The organism is Cribrihabitans pelagius, from assembly GCF_048820915.1.
In the GTDB taxonomy this organism is placed as follows: Bacteria; Pseudomonadota; Alphaproteobacteria; order Rhodobacterales; family Rhodobacteraceae; genus Cribrihabitans_A; species Cribrihabitans_A pelagius.
The window spans coordinates 123,327-139,419 of the sequence record NZ_JBMERR010000007.1 but is presented as its reverse complement, the minus strand read 5'-3'; the positions used below and the strand labels follow the sequence as shown (position 1 = coordinate 139,419).

General features: G+C 63.9%; 12 protein-coding genes and 1 tRNA gene. 2 read left to right on the top strand and 11 right to left on the bottom strand.

Features of this window, described 5'->3' with window-relative positions:
- Positions 1-92: 92 nt before the first annotated feature.
- From rpoB to secE, 7 genes are all read right to left on the bottom strand, one after another.
- On the bottom strand, positions 93-4,229 hold the full coding sequence (gene rpoB / locus ACOHX0_RS08375; protein ID WP_420676226.1) for a DNA-directed RNA polymerase subunit beta: 4,137 nt from the start codon (positions 4,227-4,229) through the stop codon (positions 93-95).
- Positions 4,230-4,480: 251 nt separating this feature from the next.
- The gene (rplL, locus tag ACOHX0_RS08370) at positions 4,481-4,855 is read right to left on the bottom strand and encodes a 50S ribosomal protein L7/L12 (protein WP_259967561.1); all 375 of its coding nucleotides are present in this window, start codon (positions 4,853-4,855) and stop codon (positions 4,481-4,483) included.
- Between the two features lie 80 nt (positions 4,856-4,935).
- Positions 4,936-5,454, bottom strand: a complete 519-nt coding sequence (gene rplJ, locus ACOHX0_RS08365) for a 50S ribosomal protein L10 (RefSeq protein ID WP_420676225.1) — start codon at positions 5,452-5,454, stop codon at positions 4,936-4,938.
- 524 nt (positions 5,455-5,978) lie between these two features.
- Positions 5,979-6,677: a 50S ribosomal protein L1 gene (rplA, locus tag ACOHX0_RS08360; RefSeq protein WP_420676224.1), complete on the bottom strand. Its 699-nt coding sequence runs from the start codon at positions 6,675-6,677 to the stop codon at positions 5,979-5,981.
- A gap of 1 nt (position 6,678) precedes the next feature.
- Positions 6,679-7,104: a 50S ribosomal protein L11 gene (gene rplK / locus ACOHX0_RS08355; RefSeq protein ID WP_420676223.1), complete on the bottom strand. Its 426-nt coding sequence runs from the start codon at positions 7,102-7,104 to the stop codon at positions 6,679-6,681.
- A gap of 128 nt (positions 7,105-7,232) precedes the next feature.
- Positions 7,233-7,766 (bottom strand): transcription termination/antitermination protein NusG, encoded by a 534-nt coding sequence (gene nusG, locus ACOHX0_RS08350; protein ID WP_420676222.1) that lies wholly within the window; start codon positions 7,764-7,766, stop codon positions 7,233-7,235.
- Positions 7,767-7,984: 218 nt separating this feature from the next.
- The gene (gene secE / locus ACOHX0_RS08345; protein WP_420676221.1) at positions 7,985-8,182 is read right to left on the bottom strand and encodes a preprotein translocase subunit SecE; all 198 of its coding nucleotides are present in this window, start codon (positions 8,180-8,182) and stop codon (positions 7,985-7,987) included.
- Positions 8,183-8,403: 221 nt separating this feature from the next.
- Between secE and ACOHX0_RS08340 the strand changes: the two genes are divergently transcribed.
- On the top strand, positions 8,404-10,548 hold the full coding sequence (locus ACOHX0_RS08340; RefSeq protein ID WP_420676220.1) for an O-linked N-acetylglucosamine transferase, SPINDLY family protein: 2,145 nt from the start codon (positions 8,404-8,406) through the stop codon (positions 10,546-10,548).
- A gap of 65 nt (positions 10,549-10,613) precedes the next feature.
- On the opposite strand, the gene ACOHX0_RS08335 is transcribed toward ACOHX0_RS08340, so the two are convergent.
- Positions 10,614-10,689 (bottom strand) — tRNA-Trp (locus ACOHX0_RS08335).
- A gap of 207 nt (positions 10,690-10,896) precedes the next feature.
- Here ACOHX0_RS08335 and ACOHX0_RS08330 point away from each other — a divergent pair.
- On the top strand, positions 10,897-11,580 hold the full coding sequence (locus ACOHX0_RS08330; RefSeq protein ID WP_420676219.1) for a lysophospholipid acyltransferase family protein: 684 nt from the start codon (positions 10,897-10,899) through the stop codon (positions 11,578-11,580).
- A 132-nt stretch (positions 11,581-11,712) separates the two neighbouring features.
- Here the strand turns inward: ACOHX0_RS08330 and tuf are convergent, their stop codons facing one another.
- The 3 genes from tuf to ACOHX0_RS08315 all read right to left on the bottom strand — a co-directional run bounded on the left by tuf (position 11,713) and on the right by ACOHX0_RS08315 (position 16,088).
- A complete protein-coding gene (gene tuf, locus ACOHX0_RS08325; RefSeq protein WP_420676218.1) occupies positions 11,713-12,888 on the bottom strand; it encodes an elongation factor Tu in 1,176 nt (391 codons plus the stop codon).
- Positions 12,889-13,011: 123 nt separating this feature from the next.
- A complete protein-coding gene (locus ACOHX0_RS08320) occupies positions 13,012-13,611 on the bottom strand; it encodes a hypothetical protein (RefSeq protein WP_420676217.1) in 600 nt (199 codons plus the stop codon).
- A gap of 128 nt (positions 13,612-13,739) precedes the next feature.
- Positions 13,740-16,088 carry a DNA topoisomerase IV subunit A gene (locus tag ACOHX0_RS08315; RefSeq protein WP_420676216.1) on the bottom strand — a complete coding sequence of 783 codons (2,349 nt, stop codon included), beginning with the start codon at positions 16,086-16,088 and terminating at the stop codon, positions 13,740-13,742.
- Positions 16,089-16,093 lie beyond the last annotated feature (5 nt).

The window sequence follows — 16,093 nt, the reverse complement described above, 5'->3', positions numbered from 1 at the left end:
TTGATGTCCTCAAATTCGTGCGGAAAGGCCGGGAGGGGCGGCAAGCTTCTTGCAAGAAGCTTGCCAAGATTTTTCGAAAAATCTTGTGCCCCTTATTCCTCGCCCTCCGCATCCAGGAGTTCCATATTCAGGCCGAGGCCGCGGACTTCCTTCACAAGAACATTGAAGCTCTCGGGAACGCCCGCCTCGAAATTGTCCTCGCCCTTGACGATCGATTCATAGACCTTGGTCCGGCCCGCGACGTCATCCGACTTGACGGTGAGCATCTCCTGCAGGGTGTAGGCGGCGCCGTAAGCTTCCAGAGCCCAGACCTCCATCTCCCCGAAACGCTGGCCGCCGAACTGCGCCTTGCCGCCCAGCGGCTGCTGGGTGACCAGCGAGTAGGGGCCGGTCGAACGCGCGTGGATCTTGTCGTCCACCAGGTGGTGCAGCTTCAGCAGGTACTTGATGCCGACGGTGACGGGACGCGCGAACTGCTCGCCGGTGCGGCCATCGAACAGGATCGACTGGCCCGACTGATCAAAGCCCGCCCGCACCAGCGCGTCGTTCACGTCGTCTTCCTTGGCGCCGTCGAAGACCGGGGTGGCGATCGGCACACCGCGGGTGACGTTGCCTGCGGCGTCAATCAGCGCATCCTCGGACATGCCGGCGATGCCTTCGTCGTAGACATCATCGCCATAGGCGTGATGCATCGCTTCGCGCACCGGGGTCAGGTCGCCCGAGCGGCGGTATTCCTGCAGCGCCTCGTCCACCTTGATGCCAAGGCCGCGCGCGGCCCAGCCCATGTGGGTTTCGAGGATCTGACCGACGTTCATACGCGACGGAACACCGAGCGGGTTGAGGCAGAAGTCGACCGGAGTGCCATCGGCGAGGAACGGCATGTCCTCCATCGGCACCACTTTCGAGATCACACCCTTGTTGCCGTGACGGCCGGCCATCTTGTCGCCCGGCTGCAGCTTGCGCTTCACCGCGATGAAGACCTTGACCATCTTCATCACACCCGGCGGCAGGTCGTCGCCGCGGCGGACCTTCTCGACCTTGTCCTCGAAACGGGCATCCAAAGCGCGCTTCTGCACTTCGTACTGCTCGTTCAGGGCCTCGACCACCTGCGCGTCCTGCTCGTCTTCCAGCGCCAGCATCCACCACTGGCCGCGGGACAGCGTGTCCAGCAGCTCTTCGGTGATTTCGGTGCCGGCACGGACGCCTTTCGGGCCTTTGACAGCCACTTTGCCCAGGATCATGCCGCGCAGACGCGCATAGATGTTGCGGTCCAGGATCGCCAGCTCGTCGTCCCGGTCACGGGCCAGACGCTCGACTTCCTCACGCTCGATCTGCAGCGCGCGCTCGTCTTTTTCCACCCCATGGCGGTTGAAGACACGCACTTCCACGACGGTGCCGTAGTCGCCCGGCTTCACGCGCAAGCTCGTGTCGCGCACGTCCGAAGCCTTCTCGCCGAAGATGGCGCGCAGGAGCTTCTCTTCCGGGGTCATCGGGCTTTCGCCCTTCGGAGTGATCTTGCCGACCAGAATGTCGCCCGGCTCCACATCGGCACCGATGTAGACGATGCCCGCCTCGTCGAGGTTGCGCAGGGCTTCCTCGCCGACGTTGGGGATGTCGCGGGTGATTTCTTCCGGGCCCAGCTTGGTGTCACGGGCGGCGACCTCGAATTCCTCGATGTGCACCGAGGTGAACACGTCGTCGCGCGCGATACGCTCGGAGATCAGGATCGAGTCTTCGTAGTTGTAGCCGTTCCACGGCATAAACGCGACGACCACGTTCTTGCCCAGAGCCAGCTCGCCGATATCGGTCGACGGACCGTCGGCGATGACTTCGCCCTTGGTCACGGTGTCGCCCACCTTCACCAGCGGACGCTGGTTGATGCAGGTGTTCTGGTTCGAGCGCTGGAACTTGCGCATGCGGTAGATGTCCACACCCGCGTCGCCCAGCTCCAGATCCTCGGTGGCCCGGATCACGATCCGCTGCGCATCGACCTGGTCGATGATGCCCGCACGCTTGGCCTGGATCGCCGCGCCGGAGTCGATTGCGACCTTTTCCTCGATGCCGGTGCCGACCAGCGGCGCCTCGGCGCGCAGCAGAGGAACCGCCTGACGCTGCATGTTCGAGCCCATCAAAGCGCGGTTGGCGTCGTCGTTTTCCAGGAACGGGATCAGCGAGGCCGCAACCGAGACCAGCTGCTTGGGCGAAACGTCAATCAGATCGACGCTTTCGTTCGGCGCCAGCGTGTAGTCGCCCGACTGGCGGGTCGACACCAGGTCGTTCACGAACTTGCCGTTCTCGTCGAGAGACGCGTTCGCCTGTGCCACGGTGTGGCGCATTTCCTCGGTGGCGGACATGTAGTGGACCTCGTCGGTCACTTGTCCGTTGTTCACCACGCGGTAGGGCGTCTCGATGAAGCCGTATTTGTTGACGCGCGCGAAGGTCGCCAGCGAGTTGATCAGGCCGATGTTCGGGCCTTCCGGCGTTTCAATCGGGCACATCCGGCCATAGTGGGTCGGGTGCACGTCGCGCACCTCGAAGCCGGCGCGCTCGCGGGTCAGACCGCCGGGGCCAAGCGCCGAGAGGCGGCGCTTGTGCGTCACTTCGGACAGCGGGTTGGTCTGGTCCATGAACTGGCTGAGCTGCGAGGAGCCGAAGAATTCACGCACAGCTGCCGCGGCGGGCTTGGCGTTGATCAGGTCCTGCGGCATCACCGTGTCGATCTCGACCGAGGACATGCGCTCCTTGATCGCGCGCTCCATGCGAAGGAGACCGACGCGGTACTGATTTTCCATCAGTTCGCCGACAGAACGCACACGCCGGTTGCCCAGGTGGTCGATGTCGTCGATGTCGCCGCGGCCGTCGCGCAGGTCGACCAGCGCCTTGATACAGGCGACGATGTCTTCCTTGCGCAGGGTGCGCTGGGTGTCTTCGGCGTCGAGTGCCAGGCGCATGTTCATCTTCACGCGGCCAACGGCCGAGAGATCATAACGCTCGGAATCGAAGAACAGGGTGTCGAACAGCGCCGAAGCGGCTTCAACGGTGGGCGGCTCGCCCGGGCGCATCACGCGGTAGATGTCCATCAGCGCGCTTTCGCGGCCCATGTTCTTGTCCGCCGCCATGGTGTTGCGCATATAGGGGCCGACGTTGACGTTGTCGATATCCAGCACCGGAATGTCGGTTATGCCGGCATCCAGCAGCTCTTTCAGAGAGCCGCCGATCAGCTCGCCGTCCTTGTCGTACTCCAGGGTCAGCTCATCACCGGCCTCGACATAGATCGCGCCGTTGTCTTCGTTGATGATGTCCTTGGCGACATATTTGCCGACGATGTGGTCGAAGGGCACCAGCAGCTCGGTGATGTTGCCTTCGTCAATCATCTTCTTGACGGCGCGCGGAGTGACCTTCTTGCCGGCCTCGCAGATAATCTCGCCGGTGGCGGCATCGACCAGGTCGTAGGTCGGGCGGGTGCCACGCACGCGCTCGGGGAAGAACGGGGCAATCCAGCCGCGGGACTTCTCCAGCTTGAAATGGATGGTGTTGTAATAGGCATCCATGATGCCTTCCTGGTCCAGTCCCAGGGCATACAGCAGGGTGGTCACCGGCAGTTTGCGGCGGCGGTCGATCCGGGCAAAGACGATATCTTTGGCGTCGAATTCGAAGTCGAGCCAGGAGCCGCGGTACGGGATGATGCGGCAGGCAAACAGCAGCTTGCCCGAAGAATGCGTCTTGCCCTTGTCGTGGTCGAAGAACACGCCCGGGCTGCGGTGCATCTGGGACACGATCACACGCTCGGTGCCGTTGACCACAAAGGTGCCGTTCGGGGTCATCAGGGGCATGTCGCCCATGTAGACGTCCTGTTCCTTGATGTCCTTCACCGACTTGGCGCCGGTGTCTTCGTCGACATCAAAGACGATGAGGCGCAGAGTGACCTTCAGCGGCGCGCTGTAGGTCATGTCGCGCTGCATGCACTCCTCGACATCATATTTCGGCTTCTCGAAGGAATATTTCACGAACTCCAAAACGGAAGTTTCGTTGAAATCCTTAATCGGGAACACCGACTGGAAAACGCCCTTGATGCCTTCGCCGTCAAGCGGTTCTGGAGCATCGCCGGAGCGCAGGAACAGATCATAAGAAGATTTCTGAACCTCGATGAGGTTCGGCATTTCCAGCACTTCGCGGATTTTGCCGTAGTATTTGCGTAGACGTTTCTGGCCAAGGAACGATTGAGCCATGTCAGATGTCACCTTTCGAGTTCTCACCGGTCAAGGATGCCGCCGGGCCCCGGCACCTTGCCCATACGAGACAGCGTGTTCGGATCAATTCATGGCCACCGTCCCGAATGGCAGCCTCCCGATCCTGTGAACTCCGCCTGAAAAAGAACCTCCCCCCGGAGGCCCTTTTTAAGACAGGTTCGGCTGGACCCGGGGAACCCCCGGGCCCAGCCAAATTTCTCGATGCATCAGCAGTGCACCGGATGCCGGGCTTAGGCCAGCTCGACTTCCGCGCCAGCTGCTTCCAGCTTCGCCTTGACGTCTTCGGCTTCGTCCTTGGACACGCCTTCTTTGATCTTGCCGCCGGCTTCGACCAGCTCCTTGGCTTCTTTCAGGCCCAGGCCGGTGATGCCGCGGACTTCCTTGATCACGTTGATCTTGGACGCGCCGGCGTTCTTCAGAACGACGTCGAATTCGGTCTTTTCTTCTTCAGCTGCACCGCCGGCGTCGCCGCCAGCTGCCATGACAACTGCGCCGCCGGCTGCGGGCTCGATGCCGTACTCATCCTTCAGGATGGTTTTCAGTTCTTGTGCTTCCAGCAGGGTCAGACCCACGATGCTTTCTGCGAGTGCTTTCAGATCAGCCATTGTATCAGCTCTTTCCGTTTACAGTATGTGTGTTCCAACGTGCGGGACTTGCCCCACGCCAGTCATTCAGTGCCAACCGCTTACGCAGCTTCCGCCTTCTCTTCGATGGTCGAAAGGATGCTTGCGATGTTGCTTGCAGGTGCGCCAATCGCGCCGGCGATGTTGGAAGCAGGTGCGCCAATGCAGCTTGCGATCTGAGCGATAAGCTCGTCGCGGGACGGCATTTTCGACACGGCTTCAACGCCTGCGCGGTCCAGAGCGTTCTCACCCATTGCGCCGCCGAGGATCTCAAACTTTTTGTTATCCTTGGCGAAAGCCTCGGCCACCTTGGCGGCGGACACGGGGTCTTCGGAATAGGTCAGAACGGTCATCCCTGTCAGCAGGTCGGCCATGCTCTCACACGGCTTACCCTCAAGGGCGATTTTGGCGAGCCTGTTCTTGGCAACACGCACCGACCCGCCCGCTTCGCTTGCACGCGCGCGCAGATCCTGCATTTCGGCAACTGTCAGACCGGCGTAGTGAGCAACCACCACGACGCCAGAGCTTTCGAAGATCTGGCCGAGTTCCTCGACCACTTTCTCTTTCTGGGCTCTATCCACAGTTCTCTCCAAGTTTGGGATGCTTGCGCACCCCGGCTCTCATTTGCCGGTTCCGGAGAACCGGCGTTCAGGTCCGTTTTACGGGATCGAGCCAAATCCGCCCGAGGGAAGAAAACCCCCGATCTTCTTGGTCTGTACCCGTCTCAGGAGGGAAATTAAGGCCTGATCGGCAGCCACCCACCTTCTTGGACGAAATGAAATAAAGCGCACGACGAATCGCACGCTTTACCTCGCCCCCCTCCTTAGGGCAGCGGCCGGGGGATGCCAAGGGCTAATCGGAGCAACGCCCGCCAGGGCCGGGGCCGGGGCCGGGGCCGGAAAGAGGGATGACCGGCACGGGACAAGACCCCAGGCCGCCGCGCATCTTCGGCGCGCGCGCTCGCGCCGGAGGCGCACGGCCCCGCGCTGCACGCACTACGGCAGTTGCCCTCGTGCCGGATCAAAACGGGTTGCGGACGCCGCCACAAAAAAAAGGGCGGCGCCGCATGGCACCGCCCTTTCCGAATTCCGCAACAGCGCACCGGTCACTCGGTGACGGCGTTATCCACATCGACCGACAGGCCCGGACCCATGGTCGAGGACAGGTTGATCTTTTTCATGTAGGCACCCTTGGCACCCGACGGCTTGGCCTTGGCCACGGCCGACACGAAGGCGCGGATGTTTTCCACCAGCTTGGCTTCGTCGAAGGAGGCTTTGCCGACGCCTGCGTGCACGACACCGCCTTTTTCCGCCTTGAACTGGACTTCACCGCCCTTGGCTGCTTCCACGGCCGCTTTCACGTCCATAGTCACGGTGCCGACCTTGGGGTTCGGCATCAGGTTGCGCGGGCCCAGGATCTTACCCAGACGGCCGACGACGGGCATCATGTCCGGGGTCGCAATGCAGCGGTCGAAATCGATGCTGCCGCCCTGGATGGATTCCATCAGGTCCTCGGCGCCGACGATGTCCGCACCGGCTTCCTTGGCTTCATCCGCCTTGGCGCCGCGGGCGAAGACCGCAACGCGCATGGCCTTGCCGGTGCCGTTCGGCAGGCCGACTACGCCGCGCACCATCTGGTCCGCGTGGCGGGTGTCGACGCCCAGGTTCATGGCGATCTCGACGGTTTCGTCGAACTTGGCATTGGCGTTGGCCTTGATCAGGCTCACCGCCTCTTCCACCGACAGGTTTTCCTTGCCAGCGAAAGCTTCGCGCGCGGCGCGGGTGCGTTTACCGAGCTTTGCCATCTTACTTCACCTCGATGCCCATGGAGCGGGCGGAGCCCAGGATGATCTGCATCGCCGCTTCGATGTCGTTGGCGTTCAGATCTTTCATCTTGGCTTCGGCGATTTCCTTCACCTGAGCCGCGGTCACGGTGCCGGCAGTCTCGCGCGAGGGGTTGTTCGCGCCGGATTTGATCTTGGCAGCCTTCTTCAGGTAGTAAGACGCGGGCGGCGTCTTGATGTCCATGGTGAAGGACTTGTCCTGATAGTAGGTGATCACGGTCGGGCACGGCGCGCCGGGCTCCAGATCTGCGGTCTTGGCGTTGAACGCCTTGCAGAATTCCATGATGTTGATGCCGCGCTGACCCAGCGCCGGGCCGACCGGCGGGCTGGGGTTTGCCTGACCGGCTTTCACTTGCAGCTTCATCGTGCCGACGAGCTTCTTGGCCATTGGCCTTCTCCTTTTCCAACACCCTTCGGACGCGTCCTCCGGGCTTCTCTGCTGTGTGGTCTGGCCTTGCCACCGCGGTGCCGCGGCCTCCCACGCTCGGGGTGCTGCCCGGACCGGGCAGCGTCACATCACATCTGCTTGGTGACCTGTGCGAAATCCAGCTCGACCGGGGTTTCCCGGCCGAAGATCGAGACGGTGACCTTGAGCTTCTGGTTGTCCTCGTCGACCTCTTCGACCATGCCGTCGAAATCCTCGAACGGGCCGTCGTTGACCTTGACCTTTTCGCCGATCTCGAAGTGGATCAGCGTGCGCGGGGCCTCTTCGCCTTCCTGGACGCGGCCCAGGATGCCCTGCACCTCGGCGTCGCGCATCGGCATCGGGCGGCCCTGCGGGCCGAGGAAGCCGGTGACGCGGTTGATCGAGTTGATCAGATGGTAACCGCGGTCCGACATCTCCATATGCACCAGCACGTAGCCGGGCATGAAGCGGCGCTCGGTGGAGACCTTCTTGCCGCGGCGGATCTCGATCACTTCTTCGGTGGGGACCAGGACCTCGTCAATCTCGTCCTCCAGGCCGTGCTCAGCGACCGACGTGCGGATCTGCTCTGCGATTTTCTTTTCGAAGTTCGAAAGAACGCTGACCGAATACCACCGTTTCGCCATGAACCGACCGTCCTTGTCTTGCCGGGCGGGCACTGCCGCGCCGCCGCCTTAATTCCACCTGCAGCCGAACGGCCGCGCTTGCCAACAAAAAGCGGCGTGCAACCCGAATCGCCGCACGCCCGCTTCAAAACCTGTGGGTCACCTACCGCCCCGCGCGGCCAAGATCAAGGGTGGCAGAACCCCTGCCCGCCCCGCTTGCCGCCGGACCCGCGGCGGCTTCAGCCGAACAGGCCCAGAAGCCCCTGCAGCCCGTAGCGGATCAGCAGATCAACCAGCGCAAAGAACACCGCCGTCAATGCCGCCATGATGAACACCATCACCGTGGTCAGCAGAACCTCGCGCCGGGTCGGCCAAACGACCTTGGACACTTCGGCGCGGACCTGCTGGATGAACTGTACTGGATTGATAGTCGCCATAAGGGGGAGTGTCTCTCTGCTAGCAGTCAGCGCGATGTAACGCCAAGCGCCGCCGAATTCAAGCCCCGCCGGGGCCCGGGCGCACCGCGCCTCGCGGGGGTCAATCCAATTTTAATCCATTTGCCGCCAAACTGGCCGGGAATATTGGGGCGCCGCATCCGGCCGGCGCGATTGCAAAAGCTTGTCTCATGAAACGGAAACCCATGTCTGTCGCAGCCTCCATGTCCAAAGCTCAACGCCTCGAACGCGCCTCCAAGCTGGAGGACGCCGCCAGGATCTACGGCGATATCCTCACCCGCTTCCCCAAGAATCAGCGCGCCAAACAGGCGCTGGAGGCGCTGCGCCAAAGGGTGGCACAGGCCAAGGAGCCGGCCGCCACCGTCAAGCAGGCGCTCGCCGCCCAATTCAATGCGGGCCGGTTCGAGGCCGCCGCCAAACACTGCGGCACGCTGCTGCAAACGCATCAGCAATCGCATTTCCTGTGGGACTTCCTGGGCCGCTGCCATCTGAAGGCCGGCAATCTGGACATGGCCGCAACCTGCCTGAACAAGGCCCTGGGCATCCAGCCGGGCTCCGCCAACACACTCAGCGCGCTCGGCAATGCCAGCCAGCTCCGCGGCCAGATGGAAGACGCCCTTGCGCTCCACCACAAGGCGCTGGAGGCAGAAGCGGACCACCTCCCGTCCCTCAACAACATGGCCGCCGCACTGATCGCGCTGGAGCGCTTCTCTGAGTCCGCCACCATTCTGCAAAAAGCCATGGAACTGGCGCCGGAGAACGCCCAGACACGTCTCCACCTTGCAAACACGCTGCGCAGCCTCGGCCGCCAGGAAGACGCGAAGGCGCAGTATGCCAAGGCGGCGGAGCTGGCCCCGAACCTGGCTGCGGCGCACTTCAACCTCGGCCAGCTCTGGAACCTCGAAGGCAACACAGCCCGCGCGGCCGGATGCTTCGGACGGGCTCTGGCCGTGAGCCCCGAGGACGACAAGGCACGGTCGCAACGGCTGCACATGCTGGCGCAGCTCAATGACTGGGACTGGGTTGCGGAGTATGACGCCCACCGCCGCCACCTGGGCCTCAGGGGAACCCCATGCGCGGCCTTTGTGATGATGACGCTGGAAGACAATCCCGACCTCCTCCGTCTGCGCACCCAGGCCTATGCCGCCTCCCAATTCAAGACCATCGAGCCGAGACCGCCCGCCCGTGCAGCCTCCCGCCCGGAGCGGCTGAAGATCGGCTATTTCTCCGCCGATTTCCACGATCATGCCACCATGCACCTGATGGGCGGCCTGTTCGAGCAGCACGATGCAGCCCGTTTCGAGATCTGCGCCTATTCCTACGGCACCGCCCCGGCCGACGCGGCCCGCAGCCGGGTGCAGGACAACGTGGCCCGGTTCCGCGATGTCGCCGGGCAGCCCGACAGCCGGATCATCGAAACGGCCAAGGCAGACCAGCTCGATATCGCGATCGACCTCAAGGGCTACACCGGTAGCAACCGCGCGCGTCTGTTCGGCGCCCGGCTGGCACCGCTGCACATGTCCTATCTGGGCTATCCCGGCACCATGGGCACCGCCGCCTTCGACTATTTCATTGCCGACCACACCACCTGCCCGCCTGGCAGCGAGCGGCATTTTGACGAACACCTGATCCGCCTGCCCGGCAGCTACCAGGTCAACGACCGCACCCGCCAGATCTCCCCCCACGCTTTCAGCCGCGCCGACTGCGGCCTGCCGGAAGAGGGCTTCGTCTTCTGCTGTTTCAACAACAGCTACAAGATCACCCCGCGCGAGTTCGGCATCTGGATGCGGCTGCTGGCCGGCGCGCCGGGCAGCGTGCTGTGGCTGCTGGACACCGGGGCGCATTCCGTCTCCAACCTGCGCCGCGCGGCCGCCTCGCAGGGCATCGACCCGGAGCGGCTGGTGTTCGCGCCGCGGATGCCGCAGGCAGAGCACCTGGCCCGGCACGCGGCAGCGGATCTGTTTCTCGACACATTCGCGGTCAACGCCCATACCACTGCCAGCGACGCGCTTTGGGCGGGACTGCCGGTGCTCACCCTGCCCGGCCGCCAGTTCGCGGCCCGGGTCGGCGCCAGCCTGGTGCAGGCGGCAGGCTTGCCCGAACTGGTGGCCGGCAGCGAAGCCGAATACGAAAGCATCGCCGCTGCTCTGGCCCAGGACCCGAAGGCCTGCGCCGCACTCCGCACCAAGCTGCAAGAGAACCGCCTCAGCGCGCCGCTGTTCGATACCGTCCGCTTTGCCCGCACCCTGGAATGCGCTTTCGACATGGCTCACGACCGCCATATGCAGGGGTTGCTGCCAAACCACCTCTCGGTGCCGGACGCGGACGGTTCAGCCGCGGCGCAATAGCGCTGCAACGGCATGGGCCTTGCTTGCCTCGGCGAGGCCGTGCCGGACTGATCTGTAGCGGGAAATGGCAGGGGCAGCAGGGTTCGAACCCGCGACCTACGGTTTTGGAGACCGTCGCTCTACCAACTGAGCTATACCCCTGTGGTGCGGCCTGTCCTAAGACAGCCGCGCGGCGCTGGCAAGAGGGAAATCGGGATTTCTGTACCGCCTCGGGCGGTTTACCGCCCCCGGCCTTTGCCTCCCTGCCCACATGCTGTAAGACCGGGCCGGGCCGGGCCGCGGGGCCGCGGCGACAGCCCCGGCGCATGAGCCCCGGGACAGTGAACCTGAGACCGTGAGGCAGAGACCGTGAGCCTGAGAAAGAAACTCGCCGACAGCCCGCGCCTCAACCGCGCCATCGAGGACTTGCTGGCGGCCTATGTGCGATTCGCCTGGCGCAGCAGCCGCTGGCGGCGCACCGGCTTCGAGGAGATGGACGCCTGCGTGCGCCGCGGCGAGCCGGTGATCTTCGTGCTCTGGCACCAGCGGCTGATCATGGCGCCCTATCTCTTCGACACATCGCTGGGGCGCATCTGCGCGCTCACGTCCTCGGCGCGGGCGGGTCGGCTGGCCGGGCAGATCCTGGTGCGGCTGGGGTTCGAGACCATCCCGATGTCGAGCCACAAGCGCCACGTCGCCCTCTCGCGGGAGGTGCTGCGGCGCACCAAAGAGGGCTGCTCGATCGGTATCGCCGCCGACGGGCCGCGCGGACCGGCGCGGCTCTCCTCCACCGTGCCGATCGTCTGGGCGCGGATGACGGGCTGCCGGGTGTTCACCGTCGCCTTTGCCGAAAAGCGGGTAATCGAACTGCCCACCTGGGACCGCCAGATGCTGCCGCTGCCGTTCTCCAGCGGCACACTGATGTGCCGCGAATGGACGGATGCGGTGCCCAGGAAACCCAGCGAGGCAGAGGCGGAGGCTTTGCGGCAAAGCCTGGAAGCGTCGCTGGACGCCATCACCGACGCCGCAGACGCCGCGGCCGGCCGCCGCTGACCCGATAATTTCGCCTCAGGTGCCGTTTTCATACAATGAAAACGGTCCGGAAACCGCGCCGGTTTCCGGTTGCGGCAAAGAGAAAGGGCGCCGCAGTGGCGCCCTTTCGGTTTCAACACTCGCAGGCGCGAATTACTCGGTGATCTTCGACACCACGCCGGCGCCGACGGTGCGGCCGCCTTCGCGGATGGCGAAGCGCAGGCCCTGCTCCATCGCGATCGGCGCGATCAGTTCAACGTCGAACTTCAGGTTGTCGCCCGGCATCACCATCTCGGTGCCTTCCGGCAGGGTCACGGTGCCGGTCACGTCGGTGGTGCGGAAGTAGAACTGCGGACGGTAGTTCGCAAAGAACGGCGTGTGGCGGCCGCCTTCTTCCTTGGTGAGGATATAGGCCTCGGCTTCGAACTTGGTGTGCGGGGTCACCGAGCCCGGCTTGCAGAGCACCTGGCCGCGCTCAACGCCATCACGGTCGACACCGCGCAGCAGCGCGCCGATGTTGTCGCCCGCCTCACCGCGGTCCAGCAGCTTGCGGAACATTTCCACGCCGGTGCAGGTGGTTTTCTTGGTGTCGTTGATGCCGACGATTTCGATCTCGTCGCCAACGTTGATCACGCCGCGCTCGACACGGCCGGTCACAACGGTGCCGCGGCCGGAGATCGAGAACACGTCTTCGATCGGCATCAGGAACGGCTGGTCGACAGCGCGCTCGGGGGTGTCGATGTAGTCGTCGACAGCCGCCATCAGCTCCTTGATCTTCTCTTCGCCGATTTCGGGCTTGTTGCCTTCCATCGCCGCCAGAGCCGAACCCGCGATGATCGGGATATCGTCGCCCGGGTAGTCGTAGGAGGACAGCAGTTCGCGGATTTCCATCTCGACGAGCTCCAGCAGCTCTTCGTCGTCGACCTGGTCCACCTTGTTCATGAAGACGACCATCTTCGGGATGCCGACCTGGCGGCCCAGCAGGATGTGCTCGCGGGTCTGCGGCATCGGGCCGTCGGCTGCGTTCACCACCAGGATCGCGCCGTCCATCTGCGCCGCACCGGTGATCATGTTCTTCACATAGTCAGCGTGGCCGGGGCAGTCGACGTGCGCATAGTGGCGGTTCTCGGTCTCATACTCGACGTGCGCGGTCGAGATGGTGATGCCGCGGGCTTTCTCTTCCGGCGCGCCGTCGATCTGGTCGTAGGCTTTGAAGTCACCGAAATATTTGGTGATCGCCGCGGTCAGCGTGGTCTTGCCGTGGTCAACGTGGCCGATGGTGCCGATGTTGACGTGCGGTTTATTACGCTCAAACTTTTCCTTAGCCATTCCTCAGGCGCCCTTTTGAAATGAGGGGTCAGCATGGACCCGGTTTCCTCTGCGCCGGCGGGTTATTTGGTTTGCAGGGAAAAATCAACCCGTTCCTGCTTGACAGAGGCCGAAATCGCAGGCTCAGCCCGATGGGACCGGCGCCGCTGCGCCCGCTGCGGAGGGTTCCGCGGCCGCGTCAGCGTCGCGCGGTGCAAACCAGCCCTCTTCACGGTGCTGCGCCGCCATCCATTCCTCGACCTTGTCGGCGATATTGACCGCCAGGCCTGCAATCTGCTCTTCCTTGCTGCGGGCATGGCCCGAGCCCAGCACCGCGCTTTCGCCCGTGGTGCTTTCGAAGATCTCCATCTGGTGTTTCTTGGCGAGGAATTCCTTTGCCGCGACGTCATAGACAAAGACATTCACCACCGCGACGCTCTTGGGCGAGAACAGCACCGGCACCCCGGCAGGCGCCAGCATGAAGCCTTCCAGCGTCACCGCCACGTCGTATTCCTGGCTGCCTTCGTAGCGGCGGAGCCGGGTTTCCAGCGCGTTCTTGACCGGCGCGGTCCATTCCGATTGATCGGCCTGCCGCGACATCGGCCATTGCAGCGCTTTTTCGGTGTATACATAGGCCAGCCGCGGTTTGAAGGCGCCGAGATCCTCGGGCGGCTCGTCCAGCCGGGTTTCCCCGCAAGCGGCAAGCAGGGCCAGGGCGGCGAGGGAAGCAATCATGCGCAGCATGGCGGGTCCTTGTCCGTTAATTCCAGCCTCACAGATAGCCCCGCCTTGCACCGCGGGTAAAGGCCAGGAAAATCAGCGCCCCGCGCATCGGTGGCACGCGGGGCACAGAATGGCGCCGGGGAAAGGCCTTATCTGAACTTGTAGTTGCGCGGGAAACCGTGCGGCGGGCGCTTGCCGACACCCGCGCGTTTGCCCAGCCAGGGCGTCAGGTCGCTCTCGTGCCGTGTCTTGCCGCCGCCCATTTCCCACTTCAGCCCGTCGTCCCAGTTGAAGGTGGTGACGTCGCTCAGGCCGCCGTCCAGTTCCAGCGCCCCCTGTTTGCCGCGGGCCATGTGGTATTTCTGCAGGCGCACGCCCTTGCCGCGGGTGAGCTCGGGCATTTCCTCGACCGAGAACACCAGGAACTTGCCGTTTTCCGAGACCACTGCGACGTGGTCGCCCTCGACCGGGATGCAGATGCTGGCGCGGTCGCCGTCCTTCACGTTCAGCACCTGCTTGCCGCCGCGGGTCTGGGCGACGATCTCCTTCTCGGCACAGACGAAACCGTTGCCCGCGTCGGAGGCGACCAGCAGCCGGCCTTCGGGATTGTGAATGAGCAGGTCGACGATCTCCACCTCGTTGGGCAGGTCGACCATCAGCCGCAGCGGCTCTCCCATGCCGCGGCCGCCCGGCAGATTCGCCGCCGACAGCGTGTAGAACCGCCCGTTGGAGCCAAACACCAGAAGCCGGTCAGTGGTCTCCGCGTGGAAGACGAAGCGCGCACCGTCGCCGTCCTTAAACTTCAGCTCGCGGGTGAGGTCGATATGGCCGGTCATCGCGCGGATCCAGCCCATCTGAGAGCACACGACGGTGATCGGCTCGCGGTCGATCATCGCCTCCAGCGGCACCTCTTCCACCTCGCCCGCCTCGGCAAAGCGGGTGCGGCGGGCGCCGCCGGCGTAGCCCTTGCCGAACTGCTTTTTGGTTTCCTTCAGCTGTTCGGAGATGCGGGTCCACTGCAGCTCTTCCGAACCCAGAAGCTCCACCAGACCGGCGCGTTCGGCGCGCAGCGCATCGCGCTCGCGGACCAGCTCGATCTCCTCCAGCTTGCGCAAGCTGCGCAGGCGCATGTTGAGGATCGCCTCGGCCTGCACTTCGCTCAGCTCCCCCGTGCCGGCGGCGGGCGTGACATAATCGTCCTCGCTCATAGCGCGCGGGTGCGCATGGCCCCAGCCCTCGCGCATCAGCGCGGCCTTCGGGTCCTCGTCATAGCGGATGATGTCGATCACCCGGTCCAGGTTGAGGAAGGCGATGATGAAGCCGTTCAGCACTTCCAGCCGGTGGTCGATCTTCTCCATCCGGTGCTGGGAGCGGCGCTGCAGCACGTCGCGGCGGTGATCGAGGAAGGCGCGCAGCACTTCCTTCATCGAGCAGACCTTGGGCGTGACGCCGTCGATCAGCACGTTCATGTTCAGGCTGAAGCGGATCTCCAGGTCCGAGTTGCGGAACATCATCCCCATCAGCAGCTCGGGGTCCACGTTCTTGGACTTGGGCTCCAGGATGATGCGGATGTCATCGGCGGATTCGTCGCGCACATCAGCGAGGATCGGGACCTTTTTGGTCTGGATCAACTCGGCGATCTTCTCGATCAGCTTGGACTTCTGCACCTGATAGGGGATTTCGGTGACCACCACCTGCCACTGGCCGCGCCCCAGATCCTCGACCTCCCAGGTGCAGCGCAGCCGGAACGAGCCGCGGCCGGTGCGGTAGGCCTTGGCGATGTTTTCCTTCGGCTCGACGATGACGCCGCCGGTCGGGAAGTCAGGTCCCGGCACGTGGTTCAGCAGCGTGTCGTCGCGCGCATCCGGCGTCTTGATCAGATGCAGGCAGGCGTCGATCAGCTCGGCGATGTTGTGCGGCGGGATGTTGGTCGCCATGCCCACCGCGATGCCCGCGGCGCCATTGGCCAGAATATTGGGGAAAGTCGCGGGCAGCACCGACGGTTCGGTCAGGCGGCCGTCGTAGTTGTCGCGGAAGTCGACCGCGTTCTCGTTCAGCCCTTCCAGCATCGCCTCGGCGACGAAGGTCATCCGCGCTTCGGTGTAGCGCGAGGCGGCCGGGTTGTCGCCGTCGATGTTGCCGAAGTTGCCCTGGCCGTCGACCAGCGGGTAGCGGACCGCAAAATCCTGCGCCAGGCGCGCCATCGCGTCATAGATCGCAGCGTCGCCATGCGGGTGAAAGTCGCCCATCGTGTCGCCGGAAATCTTTGCCGACTTCAGGAAACCTCCTGTGGAAGACAGCCGCAGCCGGTTCATCGCATAGAGGATGCGCCGGTGCACCGGTTTCAGGCCGTCACGCGCATCGGGCAGCGCCCGGTGCATGATGGTGCTCAGCGCATAGGTCAGGTAGCGCTCGCCAATGGCGCGGCGCAACGGTTCCAGGATCTCTCCGTTTTCAGGAGATGCGGGGATGTCGTGGTGATCTTCCAGGTCGCTCATGGCAA